This is a genomic window from Streptomyces sp. NPDC104831, from assembly GCF_055583025.1.
In genome coordinates this window covers 61,469-78,067 of record NZ_JBVJOT010000008.1, presented here as the reverse complement: position 1 = coordinate 78,067, position 16,599 = coordinate 61,469, and the positions used below count along the sequence as shown (strand labels likewise).

Genomic DNA, 16,599 nt, shown 5'->3' with positions numbered 1-16,599 from the left:
AATCGGAGTGGGCCGTTCATACACCTCGGCCAAAAGATCACCGGCTCCCCTCACCGTGAAGGCCCCATGCCCCCGACTCTCGCCTCGCTCGTCCAGCACTCCGCGCTCAAACTCACCGTGCGCGCGGGCGAGGACCGTCTCGACGTGCCCGTCCGCTGGGCGCACGTCAGCGAGCTGGCCGACCCCGTCCCCTACATGGAGGGCGGCGAGCTGCTGCTGATCACCGCGCTCAAGCTGGACGCGGAGGACCCGGAGGCCATGCGGCGGTACGTGCGCCGGCTGGTCGGCGCCGGCGTCGTCGGGCTCGGGTTCGCCGTCGGGGTGAACTACGACGAGACGCCCGGCCCGCTCGTCGACGCCTGCGCCGAGGAGGGCCTGCCGCTGCTGGAGGTGCCCCGCCGCACCCCGTTCCTCGCCATCAGCAAGGCCGTCTCCGCGGCCATCGCCGCCGACCAGTACCGCGCCGTCACGGCCGGCTTCGCCGCCCAGCGCGAGCTGACCAGGCAGGCCCTCGGCGCCGGCCCCGAGGGACTGCTCGGCGCGCTCGCCGCCCAGGTCGACGGCTGGGCGGCGCTCTACGACGCCTCGGGCGCCGTCGTCGCCGCCGCCCCGGACTGGGCCGGCCGCCGCGCCGCCCGGCTCACCGCCGAGGTCGAGCGGCTGCGCGAGCGGCCCGCCCCCGCCTCCTCCGTGGTCGGCGGACCCGACCACGAGGACCGGGTGGAGCTGCACAGCCTCGGCACCGGCCGCCGCCCCCGCGCCGCGCTCGCCGTGGGCACCGCCGCCGCCCTCGGCACCGCCGAGCGCTACGCCGTGCACTCCGCCATCGCCCTGCTCACCCTCACCACCGAACGCTCCCGCTCCCTGCACGCGGCCGAGCAGCGCGTGGGCACGGCGGTGCTGCGCATGCTGCTGGCCGGGGAACCGGACCACGCCCGGGCGGTCGCCGGCGACCTCTACGGCGCGCTGCTGGACGCCCCGTTCCGGATGGCCGTCGCCGAGTCCGGGACGGGCCCGGCGGGCGAGCACCTCGGCGAACTCGCGGAGACCGTGGAGTCCGCCGCGGCCCGGGCCGGCGAGGCCGTGCTGGTCGTGCCCGAGGGGGAGCGGCTGGTGGTACTGGCCGCCGACGAGGGCGCGGCGGTCGCCGCGTGCACCGCGTACGCCGCCGCGCGCGAGGCCGAGCGGGCGCGGCCGGAGCAGGGGCGCGCGGACGAGGCCGACCTGGTCGTCGGCCTCTCGGCGCCCACCGGGCCGACGGCGGCGTCGGCGGCGTACCGGCAGGCCGAACAGGCGCTGTCGGTGGCGCGGCGGCGGGGCCGGGTGTTCGTGGAGCACGAGCAGCTGGCGGCCGGGTCGGTGCTGCCGCTGCTGGCCGACGACGCGGTGAAGGCGTTCGCCGACGGGCTGCTGCGGGCGCTGCACGAGCACGACGCCACCGGGCGGGGCGACCTCGTCGCCTCGTTGCGGGCCTGGCTGTCCCGGCACGGGCAGTGGGACGCCGCCGCGGCCGACCTGGGCGTCCACCGGCACACCCTGCGGTACCGGATGCGGCGGGTCGAGGAGATCCTCGGCCGCAGCCTGGACGATCCCGACGTCCGCATGGAGCTGTGGCTCGCCCTGAAGGCGACGGCGGCGGAGTGACCGAGGGGCCCCGCCCGGCCGGCCATCTCGCCAAACCGGCGCAGCCCCCGCCCCGACTGCTACGACTCGGACAAACGACCCCCGGCCGCCGCCGCCCTACCGTGGACCACGCAAGCCAAGCACACCCCCAACGCGGAAGGGCCGGGACTCGTACATGACTTCCACCCATGCCTTCTGGCTCGCCGGCCGCCAGGTCACCGGCGAGGACAGCTTCGACGTCACCTCCCCGTGGGACGGCCGGCTCGTCGCCTCGGTCGGCGTGCCGACCGAGGCGCAGGTCGAGGAGGCCGTGGCCGCCGCGTACGCCGTGCGGGACGAGTTCGCCGCCACCCCGGCGCACGTGCGCGCCGCCGCCCTCGACCACGTCAGCAGGCGGCTGGCCGAGCGCACCGAGGAGATCGCCCAGCTGATCTCCGCCGAGAACGGCAAGCCGATCAAGTGGGCCCGGGGCGAGGTCGGCCGCGCGGTCTCGGTGTTCCGGTTCGCCGCCGAGGAGGCCCGCCGGTTCAACGGCGGCGAGGCCCAGCGGCTCGACACGGACGCCGGCGGCCAGGGCCGGCTGGCGCTCACCCGCCGCTTCCCGAAGGGTGTCGTGCTCGGCATCGCGCCGTTCAACTTCCCGCTGAACCTGTGCGCCCACAAGGTCGCCCCGGCGATCGCCGCCGGCGCCCCGATCATCCTGAAGCCGGCCCCGGCCACCCCGCTGTCCGGCCTGATCCTCGGTGACCTGCTCGCCGAGACCGAGCTGCCGGCCGGCTCCTGGTCGATCCTCCCGGTCCCGAACGACCGCATGCCCGCCCTGGTCCGGGACGAGCGTCTGCCGGTCATCTCCTTCACCGGGTCCGACAAGGTCGGCTACGCGATCATGGACTCGGTGCCGCGCAAGCACTGCACGCTGGAGCTGGGCGGCAACGGCGCCGCGGTCGTCCTCGGCGACTTCTCCTCCGACGCCGACCTGGACTGGGCCGCGACCCGCATCGCGACCTTCTCCAACTACCAGGGCGGCCAGTCCTGCATCTCGGTGCAGCGGGTGATCGCCGACGCGTCCGTGTACGACCGGCTGCTGCCGCGCATCGTCGCCGCCGTCGAGGCCCAGGTCACCGGCGACCCGTCCGACCCGAAGACGGATGTCGGTCCGCTGGTCAGCGAGGACGCCGCCAAGCGCGTGGAGTCCTGGGTGGACGAGGCGGTCGCGGCCGGCGCGGCCCTGCTCACCGGCGGCAAGCGCGACGGCGCCTCCTACGCGCCGACCGTCCTCGCCGACGTGCCGGCGGACGTCAGGATCGCCTGCGAGGAGGTCTTCGGCCCCGTCCTCACCGTACGCAAGGTGAACGGCGAGGAGGAGGCGTTCGCCGCGGTCAACGACTCCAAGTTCGGCCTCCAGGCGGGCGTGTTCACGCACGACCTCCAGGTCGCCTTCCGTGCCCACCGCGCCCTCGAGGTCGGCGGTGTGGTGATCGGCGACGTCCCGTCCTACCGCGCCGACCAGATGCCGTACGGCGGCGCCAAGCAGTCCGGCGTCGGCCGCGAAGGCGTCCGGTACGCGATGGAGGACTACACCTACGAGCGCGTACTGGTCCTGACCGGCGTCGCGCTCTGACCTGCCACGGACAGGTCGGAAACCGAACGGCCGCAGCCCACTGTGCGGGGGCTGCGGCCGTTCGCGTGTCCGGGCACCGGTTCCCGGTCGACGGGAACCGTTCTCAGCCGGCCCGGGGCCGGACCGCCGGTCCGAAGGGGCCCGGCACCGCTGCCTTCCGGTGCCGGGCCCCTTCCTGGTGCCGGACTCCTGCGGACCCTCAACCGGAGAAGCCGACGCGCGCGAGCCGGACGGGGCCGCGCAGCCCGAGGCGGACGTCGTGGACGCCCTCGGCGGCGAGGCCGGCCGAGAGGGTGGTGTAGGTGTACGGGTCCGCCGTGGGGGACTCCAGCGTGAGCGCCGCCAGGACCGGGCCGCCGTCCAGGGAGACCTCCACCGTGCCCTCGCCCGCCACCCGCACCGACACCTCCCGCACGCCGGTGCCGAAGTCGCAGGCGTGGTAGACCAGTTCGGCAGCAGTGGCGTGGGCCGGGGTCACCGCGTCGCCCGCCGTCTTCGTACGGTCCACGATCGCCGCGCCGGACTGCTCGTCGAAGTCCGCGGCGGACAGGCCGTGTTCGCGCACCGCGCGCGGGGCCGGCGGCTCGCCGTCGAGGCGCACGGTCGTGCGCAGCCGCACGTCCTCGCTGGACGCGCCCAGCAGCAGTTCGTACGGGCCCTCCTCCAGCCGCCACGCGCCCCGCCGCACGTCCCAGAACTCCAGTGCCGACAGCGGGACTTCGAAGGAGACGGCGGCCGTCTCGCCGGGGGTGAGGGTGACCCTGCGGTGGGCCAGCAGCTCGCGGCGCGGACGGGGCACCGACCCCTCGACCGCACGGCCGTAGAGCTGGACGACCTCGTCCGCCGTGCGGTCCCCGGTGTGGGTGACCGTGCAGTCGACGCGCACCGTGCCGTCCGTCACGCGGGCGTCCAGGCCGGCGTAGGCGAAGGAGGCGTACGACAGGCCGTGGCCGAAGGGGAAGAGCGGGGTGCCCTCGAAGTACAGGTAGGTCTGACGGCCGCCGATCACGTCGTAGTCCAGCAGGTCGGGCAGGTCGGCGTCGGCGGCGTACCAGGTCTGGGGCAGCCGGCCGGCCGGGCAGACGTCGCCGGCCAGCACCCGGGCCAGGGCCGTGCCCGCCGCCTGCCCGCCGTGCGCCGTCCACAGCACCGCCGGCAGCCGGGCCGTGTCCACCGCGTACGGGTACGACGACACCAGCGCCAGCACCGTGCGCGGGCAGGCGGCGCGGGCCGCGTCCAGCAGCCGCCGCTGGTGCTCCGGCAGCAGCAGGGTGGTGCGGTCCTCGGTCTCCCGGCCGTTGATGTGCGGGTCGTTGCCCGCCACCACCACGACGACGTCCGCCCCGGCCGCCACCCGGGCCACGGCGTCCTCGCCGCGCTCGACGGTCACCACCTCGAAGACGTCGCCCTCCTCGGCAACCTTCACCCCGTCGGCGGCGACTCGTACCCGAAGACCCGTGCCGAGGTGCGCGAGGAGGTGACCACCGGCGTGCGGTACGAGGCGGAACGTCTCCTGCACGACCCAGCCGCCGGGCTGGTCGGCGGAGGCGCGTACGAAGCCGTCCTCGGCGACCGAGAGGTAGCGGCCGTCGGGGGCGCGCAGGGTCAGCACCCCCTCGCCCCAGTCGGTCAGCGCGAACTCGCTGCCCGTCGCGTCGGCGGTGAGCGGCGGCAGGTCGGTGCGCCCGGACAGCAGCGCGGGGTCCAGCGCGCCCTCGGCGCCGCGCGCCCGGTCCGGCACCGTCGCGTCCGGCACGGACAGGAACGCGCCGGACGCCGTCCGCAGCCGGATCCGGTCCACGCCCTCCGCGAACTCCACCCGCTGCGCGCCGAACCGCTCGTACAGGCCCTCCAGCGGGGTGGAGCGGTGGATGAGGCTGCCGCTGTACCAGTCGAGCTTGCACTCGTCGGCGAGCGGGCCGACGACCGCGATCCGGGTGTCCGGGGCCAGCGGCAGCAGGTCGCCGTCGTTCTTCAGCAGCACGATCGCCTGCTCGGCGGCCTCCTGGGCGAGTGCCCGGTGCGCCGGGGTGTCGAACGCGCCGGTGTGCGCGTGCGGATCGTGGCGCGGGTCGAACTCGCCGAGCCGGAACCGGACCGAGAGCTGGCGGCGCACGGCGGCGTCGACGTCCGCCTCCGTCAGCAGGCCCCGCTCCACGGCCCCCTTGACCCGCGCGGTGATCGTCGAGCCGTCGGTGCCGTGGTCGGTGAAGCTGTCGACGCCGGCCAGCAGGGCCGCCGCGGTGGCCTCCTCGTGGGTGTCGAAGTAGTGCTCCGCGTCGACCAGGTTGGACGGCGCGCCCGCGTCCGAGCAGACGAGCAGTTCCTCCCCGGTCCAGGTGCGCAGGTGCTCGCGCAGGTACGGGGAGACGTGGTTGGGGCGGCCGTTGACCAGGTTGTAGGCCGGCATCACCCCGGCCACCGCGCCCGCCTCGACCGCCTCCCGGAAGGCGCGCAGATCGTACTCGTGCAGCACGCGCGGGCGCACGGAGGCCGACGAGGTGGCCCGGTCCGTCTCGTTGTTGTGCGCCAGCCAGTGCTTGAGCACGGGCGCGGTACGCCAGTACAGGGGATGGTCGCCGCGCAGGCCCCGGGTGTACGCCGTGGCGATGGCGCCGGTCAGGGCGGGGTCCTCCGCGTAGCCCTCCTCGTTGCGGCCCCACAGCGGGTGGCGCAGCAGGTTGACCGTGGGGGCCCAGACGTTCAGCCCGACGCGGTCGTCCCGGGCGCGCATCGCGCGGACCTCCCTGCCGACCGCCTCGCCGACGCGCCGGACCAGCTCCGGGTTCCAGGTCGCGCCGAGCCCCACGGCCTGCGGGAACACGGTGGCCGGGCCCATCCACGCCACCCCGTGCAGCGCCTCCTGGCCGGTACGCCAGGCGGCCACGCCGAGGCGCTCCACGGCGGGCGCGAACTGGTGCAGGAGGGAGATCTTCTCGTCCGGGGTGAGCCGTGCCAGCAGATCGTCGACACGCTTCGCGAACGGCAGGCGCGGATCGCGGAAGGGCGGGGTGGGCGGCGGGTCAACGGTCACGAGAGGGTCCCCTTGCGCATGGAGCGATTGACGCTTTCGAAGCGCTTCGATGCTCGGTGCGCGGCTGTCGGCGTGTCAAGGTGCCGGGCGGAAACGGGGCCCACTTCCCCGCGACACGGCGAGGCGTGCCCCCAGGACCCGGGCGCCCCGGGCATCCGAGGAAACTTGGAATCGGCCCTTGTGCGCCCCCAAGTGTTCACTTAACCTCGCAGCAATATCGAAGCGCTTCGACTGCTGCCCGCACACCACAGCGCTTCCGCTCAGCCGAACCACTGAAGACACCGCAGCCGACGGCCCACCGCCGGGTGTCCTGGTGCGCCATGAAGGGTTGACGCAATGACGCCGAACGCCGCCTCCTCCGCCCCCAGCAGGAGAAGCTTCCTCGCCTCCACCGCGGTCGCCGCCGCGGCGGCGGCCGGCGGACTGCCGCTGCTCACCGCCTGCGGTGGCGGGCAGGAGGGACGCAAGGAAGGCACCACCTCGGGCAAGGCGGCCCGAAAGCTGCTCCCCGCGTACGTGGCATCGAGCGTCGTCGCCCCCGACATCCCCGCGAAGAACGGCTCCGCCGCCGGCTTCACCAAGGCCATCGCCCCGGACCGGCTCAAGACCTCCGTGCCGGAGAAGCTCGGCAGCGGCGGCGAGCTGACGATCATGGCACCGCTGTGGGGCACCCCGCCGGACAACGGCAACCCGTACTACAAGGCCATGAACGAGGCCATCGGCGTCCGGACCAGGTGGCAGAACCAGGACGGCAACACCTACGACGAGAAGCTCGGCGCGGTCCTCGCCTCCAGCGACATCCCGGACGTCGTGGTCGTCCCCGGCTGGAACCTGATGGGCAAGATCCCCAGCGCCGTCAACGCCAAGTTCGCCGACCTCGGCCCGTACCTGTCCGGCGACAGGGTCAAGGACTACCCCAACCTCGCCGCCGTCCCCACCGACGCCTGGCAGCGCTCCCTCTTCGGCGGCCGGCTGCGGGCCGTCCCGCTGCCCGCCCCCTACGTCACCAACATCGCGCCCTTCTACCGCAAGGACGTCTTCGACAAGCACGGCTGGCAGCCGCCCAGGACCACCGACGAGTTCCTGGCCTGGGCGAAGGAGGCCACCGACGCCAAGGGCGGGGTGTGGGCCTGCTCCGACATGAAGTGGACGGCGTTCAACGCCTTCGGCGTCCTCAACGGCAGCGACAAGGCGCTGTGGTGGAACCTCCAGGACGGCAAGCTGGTCAACCGCGTCGAGACCGAGGAGTACCTCGAAGCCCTGGAGTGGGCCCGCAAGCTGTTCGCCGCCGGTGTGGTCCACCCCGACGACAAGGCCGGCAAGACCGCCAACCCGGCCGGCACCCGCTTCACCGCCGGCAAGCTCCTCGTCTACAACCAGGACCTGTCCGACTGGTTCGGCAAGACCTCCGAACAGCACGCGCAGAACCCGGACTTCGAGATGGCCGCGATGGACGTCTTCACCCACGACGGCGGCGACCCCCTCCTGTGGGCCGTCCAGCCCTCCAACATCTTTACCTTCGTCAACAAGAAGGCGTCCGAGCAGAAGATCAAGGACTTCCTCGCCATCGCCAACTTCTGCGCCGCGCCCTACGGCACGAAGGAGCGCCTGCTCGCCGAGTACGGCGTCGAGGGCACCGACTTCACCCTGGACAAGGGCGTGCCCACCAAGACCACCAAGGGCGTCAACGAGGTCCTCGGCGCCTTCGACTACACCGGCAAGCCCGCCGCGTACGTCGCCCACCCCGACTTCCCCGAGGTCACCCGGGGCATGGTCGAGTGGCAGCAGCGCATGGGCGCCTTCACCAGGAAGTCCTCCTTCTACGGCCTGACGATCACCGAACCCGGCCGCTGGTCCAACCTCGCCGACGACTTCGAACAGCTGGAGGACGACGTCGTACGCGGCCGCAAGAAGATCGGCGACGTGCAGCAGGCGGTCTCCGAGTGGAGGAAGCGGGGCGGCGACGACCTGCGCGACTGGTACCGCGAGCTGCTCGACGACACCGGATCGGCGAAGTGACCAGCACCGTGCCCCGCAGCAGGGCCGGCGCGGAGCGCACCCCGGCGGCGTCCGGGGGCGCCACCGGACGCCGCGAGCGCACCCGGGGACCCGGTCTGCGGAACAGGTTCCGGCGCGACCGCACCCTGATCCTGATGACCCTGCCCGTGGTGCTGCTGCTCCTGCTCTTCAACTACGTGCCGATCCTCGGCAACGTCGTCGCCTTCCAGGACTACGACCCCTACCTCAGCGACAACGGCTTCGTCGCCGTCTTCCAGAGCCCCTGGGTCGGCTTCGAGCAGTTCCAGCGCGTCTTCGAGGACTCCGGCTTCTGGCACGCCGTGCAGAACACGTTCGTCCTGTTCTTCCTCCAGCTGGTGCTGTTCTTCCCCCTCCCCGTCGCGCTGGCCCTGCTGATCAACAGCGTGCTCCGGCCCCGGGTCCGCGCGGTCGCCCAGGCGGTCGTGTATCTGCCGCACTTCTTCTCCTGGGTGCTGGTCGTCACCGTCTTCCAGCAGATCTTCGGCGGCGCCGGTGTCCTCGCGCAGACCCTGCGCGAACACGGCCACCCGGGCTTCGACATCATGACCGACCCGTCGGTCTTCAAGTACCTGGTGACCGCCGAGATGGTCTGGAAGGACGCGGGCTGGGGCGTCATCGTCTTCCTCGCGGCCCTCGCCGCCGTCTCCCACGACCTGTACGAGGCCGCCGCGATGGACGGCGCCGGGCGCTGGCGCCGCATGTGGCACATCACGCTGCCCGCGCTGCGGCCGGTGATCGCCCTGCTGCTGGTGCTGCGCGTCGGCGACGCCCTCACCGTCGGCTTCGAGCAGTTCCTGCTCCAGCGGCAGGCGGTCGGCCCGGACGCCTCCGAGGTGCTCGACACGTACGTGTGGTGGAACGGCATCCGCAACCAGGACTTCAGCTACGCGGCGGCGGCCGGCCTGATCAAGGGCGTCGTCGGACTGACCCTCGTCCTCGTGGCGAACAAGGTGGCCCACCTGATGGGCGAGCAGGGGGTGTACGAGAAGTGAGCGCCGTGGTCGACCGGCCGGTGCCGGAGGGCGTGCGCGAGCGGAGCCGGTGGGCCGCGCCGCCCCGGCCGGTGTGGGAGGAGGAGCCGGCGAAGGCCGGGCTCGCCGCGAAGGGACTGGTCCTCGGGATCGCGTGCTTCGCCGTGCTGTTCCCGCTGTGGATCGTGGTCGTCACCAGCCTGTCCCCGAAGAAGGTCATCGACCGGACGGGCGGACTCGTGGTGGTGCCCAAGGGCATCACGTTCGTCGCCTACCAGGAACTGCTCGGCGGCGGCCAGGTGCAGCGGGCCGCGCTGGTCAGCATCGGGGTGACGCTCGTCGGCACGCTGTTCAGCATGACGGTGTCGGTGCTGTGCGCGTACGGCCTGTCCCGCCGGGACTCGCTGGGCCACCGGTGGATCCTGATGACCCTGCTCGCCACGATGTTCTTCGGCGCCGGGCTCATCCCGACGTACCTGCTGGTGCAGGCGCTCGGGCTCACCGACACCTATCTGGCGCTGATCCTGCCGAGCGCGGTGAGCGTGTTCAACATCCTGGTGCTGCGCGGGTTCTTCACGGGCATCTCGCCCGAACTCGTCGACAGCGCGCGGATCGACGGGGCGGGGGACTGGCGGATCCTGTGGCGGATCGTGCTGCCGCTGTCCCGGGCCGTGCTGGCGGTGATCACGCTGTTCTACGCGGTCGGGTACTGGAGCGCCTGGTTCAACGCGTCGATCTACCTGACCGACCAGAAGAAGATGCCGCTGCAGAACGTGATGATCCAGCTGGTGCAGAAGCAGGAACGGCCGGTGGGGCTGTCGGCCCAGATCAACACCGGGCAACTGTCGCCGCTGGCCGTCCAGATGGCGGTGATGGTGCTGGCCCTGCTGCCGGTGGCCGTTCTCTCCCCGTTCGTCCAGAAGCATTTCCGCAAGGGGATGCTGACGGGAGCGGTGAAGGGGTAGCCGGAGCGCCTGCCGAAGGGGCGGTGCGGTGGCGTCGGCGACCGCGGTTGCGCAGGAGTCGCTCGCGCAGTCCTCCCCGCGCCCTTCGCGCGCTGCCCCGGCCCCCCGGCAAGCGTCCCGCCCCCACCCCGGTCCCCGTACCGGACCACCCCACCACGACGTCCCAGCCGAGGTGTCCCATGCCCACCCGCAGAACCGTCCCCGCAGGAACGGCGGCCGCCGCCGCACCGGCAGGCATGCCCGCCCCCGTACACGCGGCCCGGGCCGGGCGGCTGACGTACCGCCGGCGCACCGCGGTGATCGGCGGCACGGTATCCGTCACCGGCCTCCTCTTCCACCTCGCCACCGGCGGGCGGGGCATCCAGCACGGGGAGCCCGCGTGAAGCCGACCCTCGCCGACGCGACCCGGGGCCGCATCCTCTTCGGCGGCGACTACAACCCCGAGCAGTGGCCGGAGGCGACCTGGCACGAGGACGTCCGGCTGATGAAAGAGGCCGGGGTCAACTCCGTCACGGTCGGGGTGTTCTCCTGGTCCCGGCTCGAACCCGAGCCGGGGGAGCGGGAGTTCGGCTGGCTCGACCGGCTGATGGACCTCCTGCACGAGCACGGCGTCGATGTCGTCCTCGCCACGCCCACCTCCTCCCCGCCGCCCTGGATGGGCCGGCTGCACCCGGACACCCTGCCCCGGGACGCCGACGGGCGCACCGAATGGTGGGGCGGGCGGCAGCACTTCTCGCACTCCAGCGCCACCTACCGCCGGTACGCCGCCGCCATCACCGAGGACCTGGCCGCCCGCTACGGCGGCCACCCCGCGCTCACCCTGTGGCACATCAACAACGAGTACTGCACCTTCGACTACGGCGACGAGGCCGCCGCCGCCTTCCGCCGCTGGCTGCGGGAGAGGTACGGCACCCTGGACGCCCTCAACGCGGCCTGGGGCACCGACTTCTGGAGCCAGGGCTACGACACCTGGGACGGCATCCTGCCGCCGCGCCGGCCGCACTACCTGAAGAACCCCGGCCAGGTGCTGGACTTCCGGCGGTTCACCTCCGACATGCTCCTGGAGTGCTGCACCGCCGAACGGGACATCGTCCGCCGGTACACCCCGCACCTGCCGGTGACCACCAACTTCATGCCGCTGTGGACCGGGCAGGACGGCTGGCGCTGGGCCCGCGAGGAGGACGTCGTCTCCGTCGACCTGTACCCCGACCCGCGCGACCCGCTGGGCGCGCAGGCCGGCGCGCTGGTGCAGGACCTCACCCGGTCCCAGGCGCGCGGCCCGTGGATGCTGATGGAACAGGCGGCCGGACCGGTCAACTGGCGCGGGGTGAACCACCCCAAGCCGCGCGGCCTGAACCGGCTGTGGTCCCTCCAGGCCGTGGCCCGCGGCGCGGACGCCGTCTGCTACTTCCAGTGGCGCCAGTCCCGGCAGGGCGCCGAGAAGTTCCACTCCGGCATGCTCGGCCACGCGGGCCCCGAAGGCCGCACGTTCCAGGAGGTCAAGCGGCTCGGCGCCGACCTGGCCCGGATCGCGGACCAGGTGTCCGGCACCCGGATCACCGCCGACGTGGCGATCCTGCACGACTGGCACTCCTGGTGGGCCGGGGACCACGAGGGGCGCCCGTCGACGCGGGTCGGCCTGCCCGAGGTGCTCACCGCCTGGCACCGCGCCCTGTGGGAGGCCCACCTCACCACCGACTTCGCCCACCCGGAGGACGACCTGTCCGGCTACCGGCTCGTCGTCGCCCCGCAGCTGTACCTCCTCACCGACTCCGCCGTCGCCAACCTCCTCGCGTACGCCGGTGCGGGCGGCACCCTCGTCTGCGGCTTCCTCACCGGGATCGTCGACGAGGACGACCGGGTCCGCCCCGGCGGCATGGACGCCCGGCTGCGCGAGCTGTTCGGCATCCGCACCCTGCACGAGTGGTGGCCGCTGGAGGAGGGGGAGACCGTCGGGTGCGAGGGCTTTCGCGGCACGCTGTGGTCGGAGGAGATCGAGCCGGAGCCCGGTGCCGCCGAGACCGTGCCCTACCGGGGCGGGGAACTCGACGGGCTGCCCGCCGTGCTGCGCCGGGACCGCGCCTGGTACCTGTCCACGCTGCCCGAACCGGAGGCGCTGCGCTCCCTGCTGGCCGGCATCGCCGCCGGGGCCGGGGTCCGGCCGGTGCTGGACAGGCTGCCGCGGGGGGTGGAGGCGGTGCGCCGGGGCGACCTGCTGTTCCTGCTGAACCACGGGCGGGAACCGGTCACCGTCCCGGTCCCGGGCACCCACCGCGACCTGCTCGGCGACGCGGACGTCACGGACGCGGTCACCCTCGGCCGCTACGGTGTGGCGGTGCTGCGGTCATGAGCGCCACCCCGGTCCACGGCACCTGGGAGCCGGCCCCGGCCGCGCGCTGGGAGGACGCCTTCCTGAGCGGCAACGGCCACCACGGAGCCCTCGTGTCCGGTGATCCGGTCGATGAGCGGGTCATCGTCACCCAGCACACCCTGGTGCGGCCCAACGGCGGCGAACACGCCCGGCCGCCCCGGCTGGCCGCCGCCCTCCCAAAGGTCCAGGACCGGCTGCTCGCCGGGCACCTCACCGCCGCCGAGGCCCTCACCGACGGCCGCCCGCTCCAGTGGGTGCAGCCCTTCCACCCCGCCTTCCAGGTCCGGGTGCGCCGGCCGGCGGGCCGCGGACGGGAGGTGCGCCGGGCCGTCGACTTCACCAGCGGCGAGGTCACGGCGGCCGGCCGCGGCGCCGTGAGCCGTGTCTTCGTCTCCCGCGCCGACGACGTGATCGTGCACGAGGTCACCGCCGGCGACCTCCACCTCACCCTGGACCACCGGCTGCCGGGCGCCCCGGCCGGGCTGCGGGTCGGGCACGGCGCGCTGCTCACTCCCGGGGGCGCCGTGCTCAGCCTGCGCGTCAGGTACCCGGACAGCGACCGCGCCTACACCGGCGTCACCCTGGTCGCCGTCACCGGCGGCCGGACGGAACTCACCCCGCCCGGTGTCCGCGTCACCGGCTGCCGCTCCGCCCTCCTGCTCACCAGGGTGCTGCGGCACACCGGCGAGGCGGACGTCGGCGCCGAGTCCCGGCACCTGCAGGACCTGCTCGACGGCACCGAACGCCCCTACGACGGCCTGCTCGCCCGCCACCTGGACCGGCACCGCGCCGCCTACCTGCGGGTCACCCTGGACCTCGGCGCCGACCCGGCCGAACGCGCCCTGCCCGGCTCCGAGCTGCTGCGGCGCCCGCCCGGCCCGGCCCTGCTGGAGCGGCTGTTCGCGGCCGGCCGCTACCACCTGCTCTCCAGCAGCGGCCACCACCCGCCCCGGCTCACCGGACTGTGGACCGGCGACTGGGACACCGCCTGGTCCGGCGGGTTCACCACCAACGCCAACCTCAACCTCCAGACCGCCGCCGCGCCCGCCGCCGCCCTGCCCGAGGTCACCGAGGCGCTGGCCGGCCTGGTCGCCCGGCAGCTGCCGGACTGGCGGGCCAACGCCCGCGCGGTCTTCGGCACCCGGGGCGCGGTCGCGCCCGCGCACAGCGACGGCGAGTCCGGGCTGGCGTACCACTTCAGCCGCGAGTACCCGCTGCACCTGTGGACCGCCGGCGCCGACTGGCTGCTCAAGCCGCTGGTCGACCACGACGAGACCGAGGGCACGCGGGACCCGCGCACCGCCGCAGCCCTCGCCGAGGCCGCCCTCTTCTACGAGGACTTCCTCACCCGCACCGACGCCGACGGCCACCTGGCGATCGTGCCGTCCTACTCGCCGGAGAACCGCCCCGCGAACGGCAGCTGGGGCGCGGTCAACGCGGCCATGGACCTCTCCGCCGCCCGTCACACCCTGCGCACCGCCGCCCGCTACCACCCCGAACGCGGCGAAGGCTGGCGGGCGTTGGCCGACCGGCTGCCCCCGCACCGGATCAACGCCGACGGCGCCCTCGCCGAGTGGGCCTGGCCCGGCCTGCACGACCGCTACGACCATCGTCACCTCAGCCACCTGTACGGCGTCTGGCCCCTGGAGGAGATCACCCCGTACGACACCCCGCGGCTGGCCGCCGCCGCCCACCGGGCGCTTCGGCTGCGCGGCGCCGAGAACGACTCCGCCCACGGCCATCTCCACCGCGCCCTGATCGCCGCCCGGCTGCGCGACCCCGAGCGCGCCGGACGCGCCCTGCGCCGGGTCCTCGACGGCGACTTCTTCCACGCCTCCCTGATGAGCGCCCACTATCCCGGCCGCGACGTCTACAACGCGGACGCCGCGCACACCCTCCCCGGCGTGCTCATCGAGACGCTCGTCCAGTCCACCCCGGACCGCCTGATCCTGCTCCCGGCGGTCCCGGACGGCTGCCCGCGCGGCGAACTGCGCGGCGTGCGCACCCGGTTCGGCGCCGAGGTCGACCTCGCCTGGGGCCCGGACGGCGCCCGGGCGGTCGTCCGGCCCGGCCGCACCCACCGCGTCGAACTGCGGACTTCCTCCGGCGCCGAGCCCCTCGACCTGGTCGCCGGGGAAGACCGCGTCCTCACCCTGAGGACGCGGTGAACCTCCCCCCACCCATGGAAGGGACACCATGGCAACGAGCACCATCGGCAGGGTCGCCAAGGCCCTGATCGCCCCCGCACTCGCCCTCGGCGCCACCGTCGGCCTGGCCTCGGCGCCCGCCTCCGCCGCCGTCTGGAACACCTGCGACCAGTGGGGCAACACCACGCTGAACGGCTACACCCTCTACAACAACATCTGGGGATCGGGCGCCGGCAGCCAGTGCGTCTGGGCCAACTCGGGCACCAACTGGGGCGTGCGCGCCAACCACCCCGACACCGGCGGGATCAAGTCCTACCCCAACGCCAAGAAGGTGATCAACAAGCCGATCACCTCCCTGACCTCGCTCACCAGCGCCTACAACGTCACCGTCCCGGCGTCCGGCGCGTACAACACGTCGTACGACATCTGGGACACGGACTACGACTACGAGATCATGCTCTGGGTCAACAAGACCGGACCCGTCGGCCCCCTCGGCACCTCGCAGGGCAACGTCACCCTGGGCGGTCACACCTGGACCGTCTACAAGGGCAGCAACGGCGCCAACGAGGTCTTCTCCTTCATCCGCACCTCCAACTCCGCCTCGGGCACGGTGAACATCCTCCCGATCCTGAAGTGGATCAAGGACACCAAGGGCTGGTTCGGCAACGAGACCATCGGCGACGTCCAGTTCGGCTACGAGATCACGTCCTCGTCCGGCGGCCTGGACTTCACCACCAACAACCTGACCGTCAGCGGCGGCTGAGCGGCCGGGGCCGGCTCCTCCGGCGGGGCCGGCCCCTCGGCGTCAGGGCGCGGCCGGGGCCGGTCCCGAACTCGCCCGGCGCGTCAGCTCGGGCGCGAGCAGCACGACCTCGTCGCCGCCTTGCCCGTCCAGCTTGGCCACCAGGTGCTCCACGGCCCGCCGGCCCATCTCCTGGGCGGGGACGGCCACCGAGGTCAGCCGCACCGAGGCCTGCACGGCGACCTGGTCCGGGCAGACGGCGACCACGGACACGTCCTCCGGGACGGCCCGGCCCTGCTGGCGCAGCAGCGCGAGCAGCGGCTCCACCGCCGACTCGTTCTGCACCACGAACCCGGTCGTCGCCGGACGCTCGTCGAAGATCCGGGCCAGGGTGAGGGCCATCGCGTCGTACCCGCCCTCGCACGGCCGGTGCAGCAGCCGCACGCCCGCCCGGCGGGCCCCGGAGCGCAGCCCGTCCAGGGTGCGTTCGGCGAATCCGGTGTGCCGTTCGTAGACCGCCGGGGCCTCGCCGATGACGGCGACGTCACGGTGCCCGAGGCCGGCCAGATGCTCCACGCACAGCGCGCCGGTCGCGCTCCAGTCCAGGTCCACGCAGGTCAGACCGCCCGCGTCGGCGGGCAGGCCGATCAGCACGGACGGCTGGCCGGTGCCCCTGAGCAGCGGCAGCCGTTCGTCCTCCAGCTCCACGTCCATCAGGATCATCGCGTCGGCCAGCCCGCTGCCGGTGACCCGGCGCACCGCGTCGGGACCCTCCTCGCCGGTGAGCAGCAGGACGTCGTAGCCGTGCGTGCGGGCGGTGGTGGCCACCGCGATGGCGATCTCCATCATCACCGGTACGTACATGTCGGTGCGCAGCGGAACCATCAGGGCGATGATGTTCGACCGTTTGCCGGCCAGGGCGCGGGCGCCGGCGTTCGGGTGGTAGCCGAGTTCCCGGATGCTCTGCTCGACCCGGTGCCGGGTGGTGGCGGAGATGGACCGCTTGCCGCTGAGGACATAGCTCACCGTGCTCGCCGAGACTCCGGCGTGCTGGGCGACCTCGGCGAGGGTGACCATCCGCTCTC

Annotated in this window: 11 protein-coding genes; 9 read left to right on the top strand and 2 right to left on the bottom strand. The window is 73.5% G+C overall.

Annotation, left to right across the window (positions count from 1 at the left end; translation table 11 throughout):
- Positions 1 to 66: 66 nt before the first annotated feature.
- Complete coding sequence (locus ACZ63H_RS08095) at positions 67 to 1,644, top strand: PucR family transcriptional regulator (protein WP_469862986.1); 1,578 nt, start codon at positions 67 to 69, stop codon at positions 1,642 to 1,644.
- 154 nt (positions 1,645 to 1,798) lie between these two features.
- Positions 1,799 to 3,244, top strand: coding sequence for an aldehyde dehydrogenase family protein (locus ACZ63H_RS08090; protein ID WP_469862985.1), 1,446 nt, complete (start codon positions 1,799 to 1,801; stop codon positions 3,242 to 3,244).
- Between the two features lie 199 nt (positions 3,245 to 3,443).
- Here ACZ63H_RS08090 and ACZ63H_RS08085 read toward each other — a convergent pair whose 3' ends face one another.
- Complete coding sequence (locus ACZ63H_RS08085) at positions 3,444 to 6,278, bottom strand: glycoside hydrolase family 3 C-terminal domain-containing protein (RefSeq protein ID WP_469862984.1); 2,835 nt, start codon at positions 6,276 to 6,278, stop codon at positions 3,444 to 3,446.
- A gap of 336 nt (positions 6,279 to 6,614) precedes the next feature.
- Here ACZ63H_RS08085 and ACZ63H_RS08080 point away from each other — a divergent pair, with 336 nt between their 5' ends.
- The 7 genes from ACZ63H_RS08080 to ACZ63H_RS08050 all read left to right on the top strand — a co-directional run bounded on the left by ACZ63H_RS08080 (position 6,615) and on the right by ACZ63H_RS08050 (position 15,535).
- Positions 6,615 to 8,297: an extracellular solute-binding protein gene (locus ACZ63H_RS08080; protein ID WP_469862983.1), complete on the top strand. Its 1,683-nt coding sequence runs from the start codon at positions 6,615 to 6,617 to the stop codon at positions 8,295 to 8,297.
- A complete protein-coding gene (locus ACZ63H_RS08075; protein ID WP_469862982.1) occupies positions 8,294 to 9,310 on the top strand; it encodes an ABC transporter permease in 1,017 nt (338 codons plus the stop codon). Before ACZ63H_RS08080 ends, ACZ63H_RS08075 begins: the two co-directional genes overlap by 4 nt.
- Positions 9,307 to 10,254, top strand: a complete 948-nt coding sequence (locus ACZ63H_RS08070; RefSeq protein ID WP_469862981.1) for a carbohydrate ABC transporter permease — start codon at positions 9,307 to 9,309, stop codon at positions 10,252 to 10,254. Before ACZ63H_RS08075 ends, ACZ63H_RS08070 begins: the two co-directional genes overlap by 4 nt.
- A 179-nt stretch (positions 10,255 to 10,433) precedes the next feature.
- Positions 10,434 to 10,637, top strand: a complete 204-nt coding sequence (locus tag ACZ63H_RS08065) for a hypothetical protein (protein WP_469862980.1) — start codon at positions 10,434 to 10,436, stop codon at positions 10,635 to 10,637.
- Positions 10,634 to 12,604, top strand: coding sequence for a beta-galactosidase (locus ACZ63H_RS08060; protein ID WP_469862979.1), 1,971 nt, complete (start codon positions 10,634 to 10,636; stop codon positions 12,602 to 12,604). The genes ACZ63H_RS08065 and ACZ63H_RS08060 overlap by 4 nt, the downstream gene beginning before the upstream one ends.
- Complete coding sequence (locus ACZ63H_RS08055; RefSeq protein ID WP_469862978.1) at positions 12,601 to 14,793, top strand: glycosyl hydrolase family 95 catalytic domain-containing protein; 2,193 nt, start codon at positions 12,601 to 12,603, stop codon at positions 14,791 to 14,793. The genes ACZ63H_RS08060 and ACZ63H_RS08055 overlap by 4 nt, the downstream gene beginning before the upstream one ends.
- A gap of 28 nt (positions 14,794 to 14,821) precedes the next feature.
- Entirely contained in the window at positions 14,822 to 15,535 is a 714-nt protein-coding gene (locus tag ACZ63H_RS08050; protein ID WP_469862977.1) for a glycoside hydrolase family 12 protein, read from the top strand.
- Positions 15,536 to 15,577: 42 nt separating this feature from the next.
- Here ACZ63H_RS08050 and ACZ63H_RS08045 read toward each other — a convergent pair whose 3' ends face one another.
- Complete coding sequence (locus ACZ63H_RS08045) at positions 15,578 to 16,591, bottom strand: LacI family DNA-binding transcriptional regulator (RefSeq protein WP_469862976.1); 1,014 nt, start codon at positions 16,589 to 16,591, stop codon at positions 15,578 to 15,580.
- Between the last annotated feature and the right edge of the window lie 8 nt (positions 16,592 to 16,599).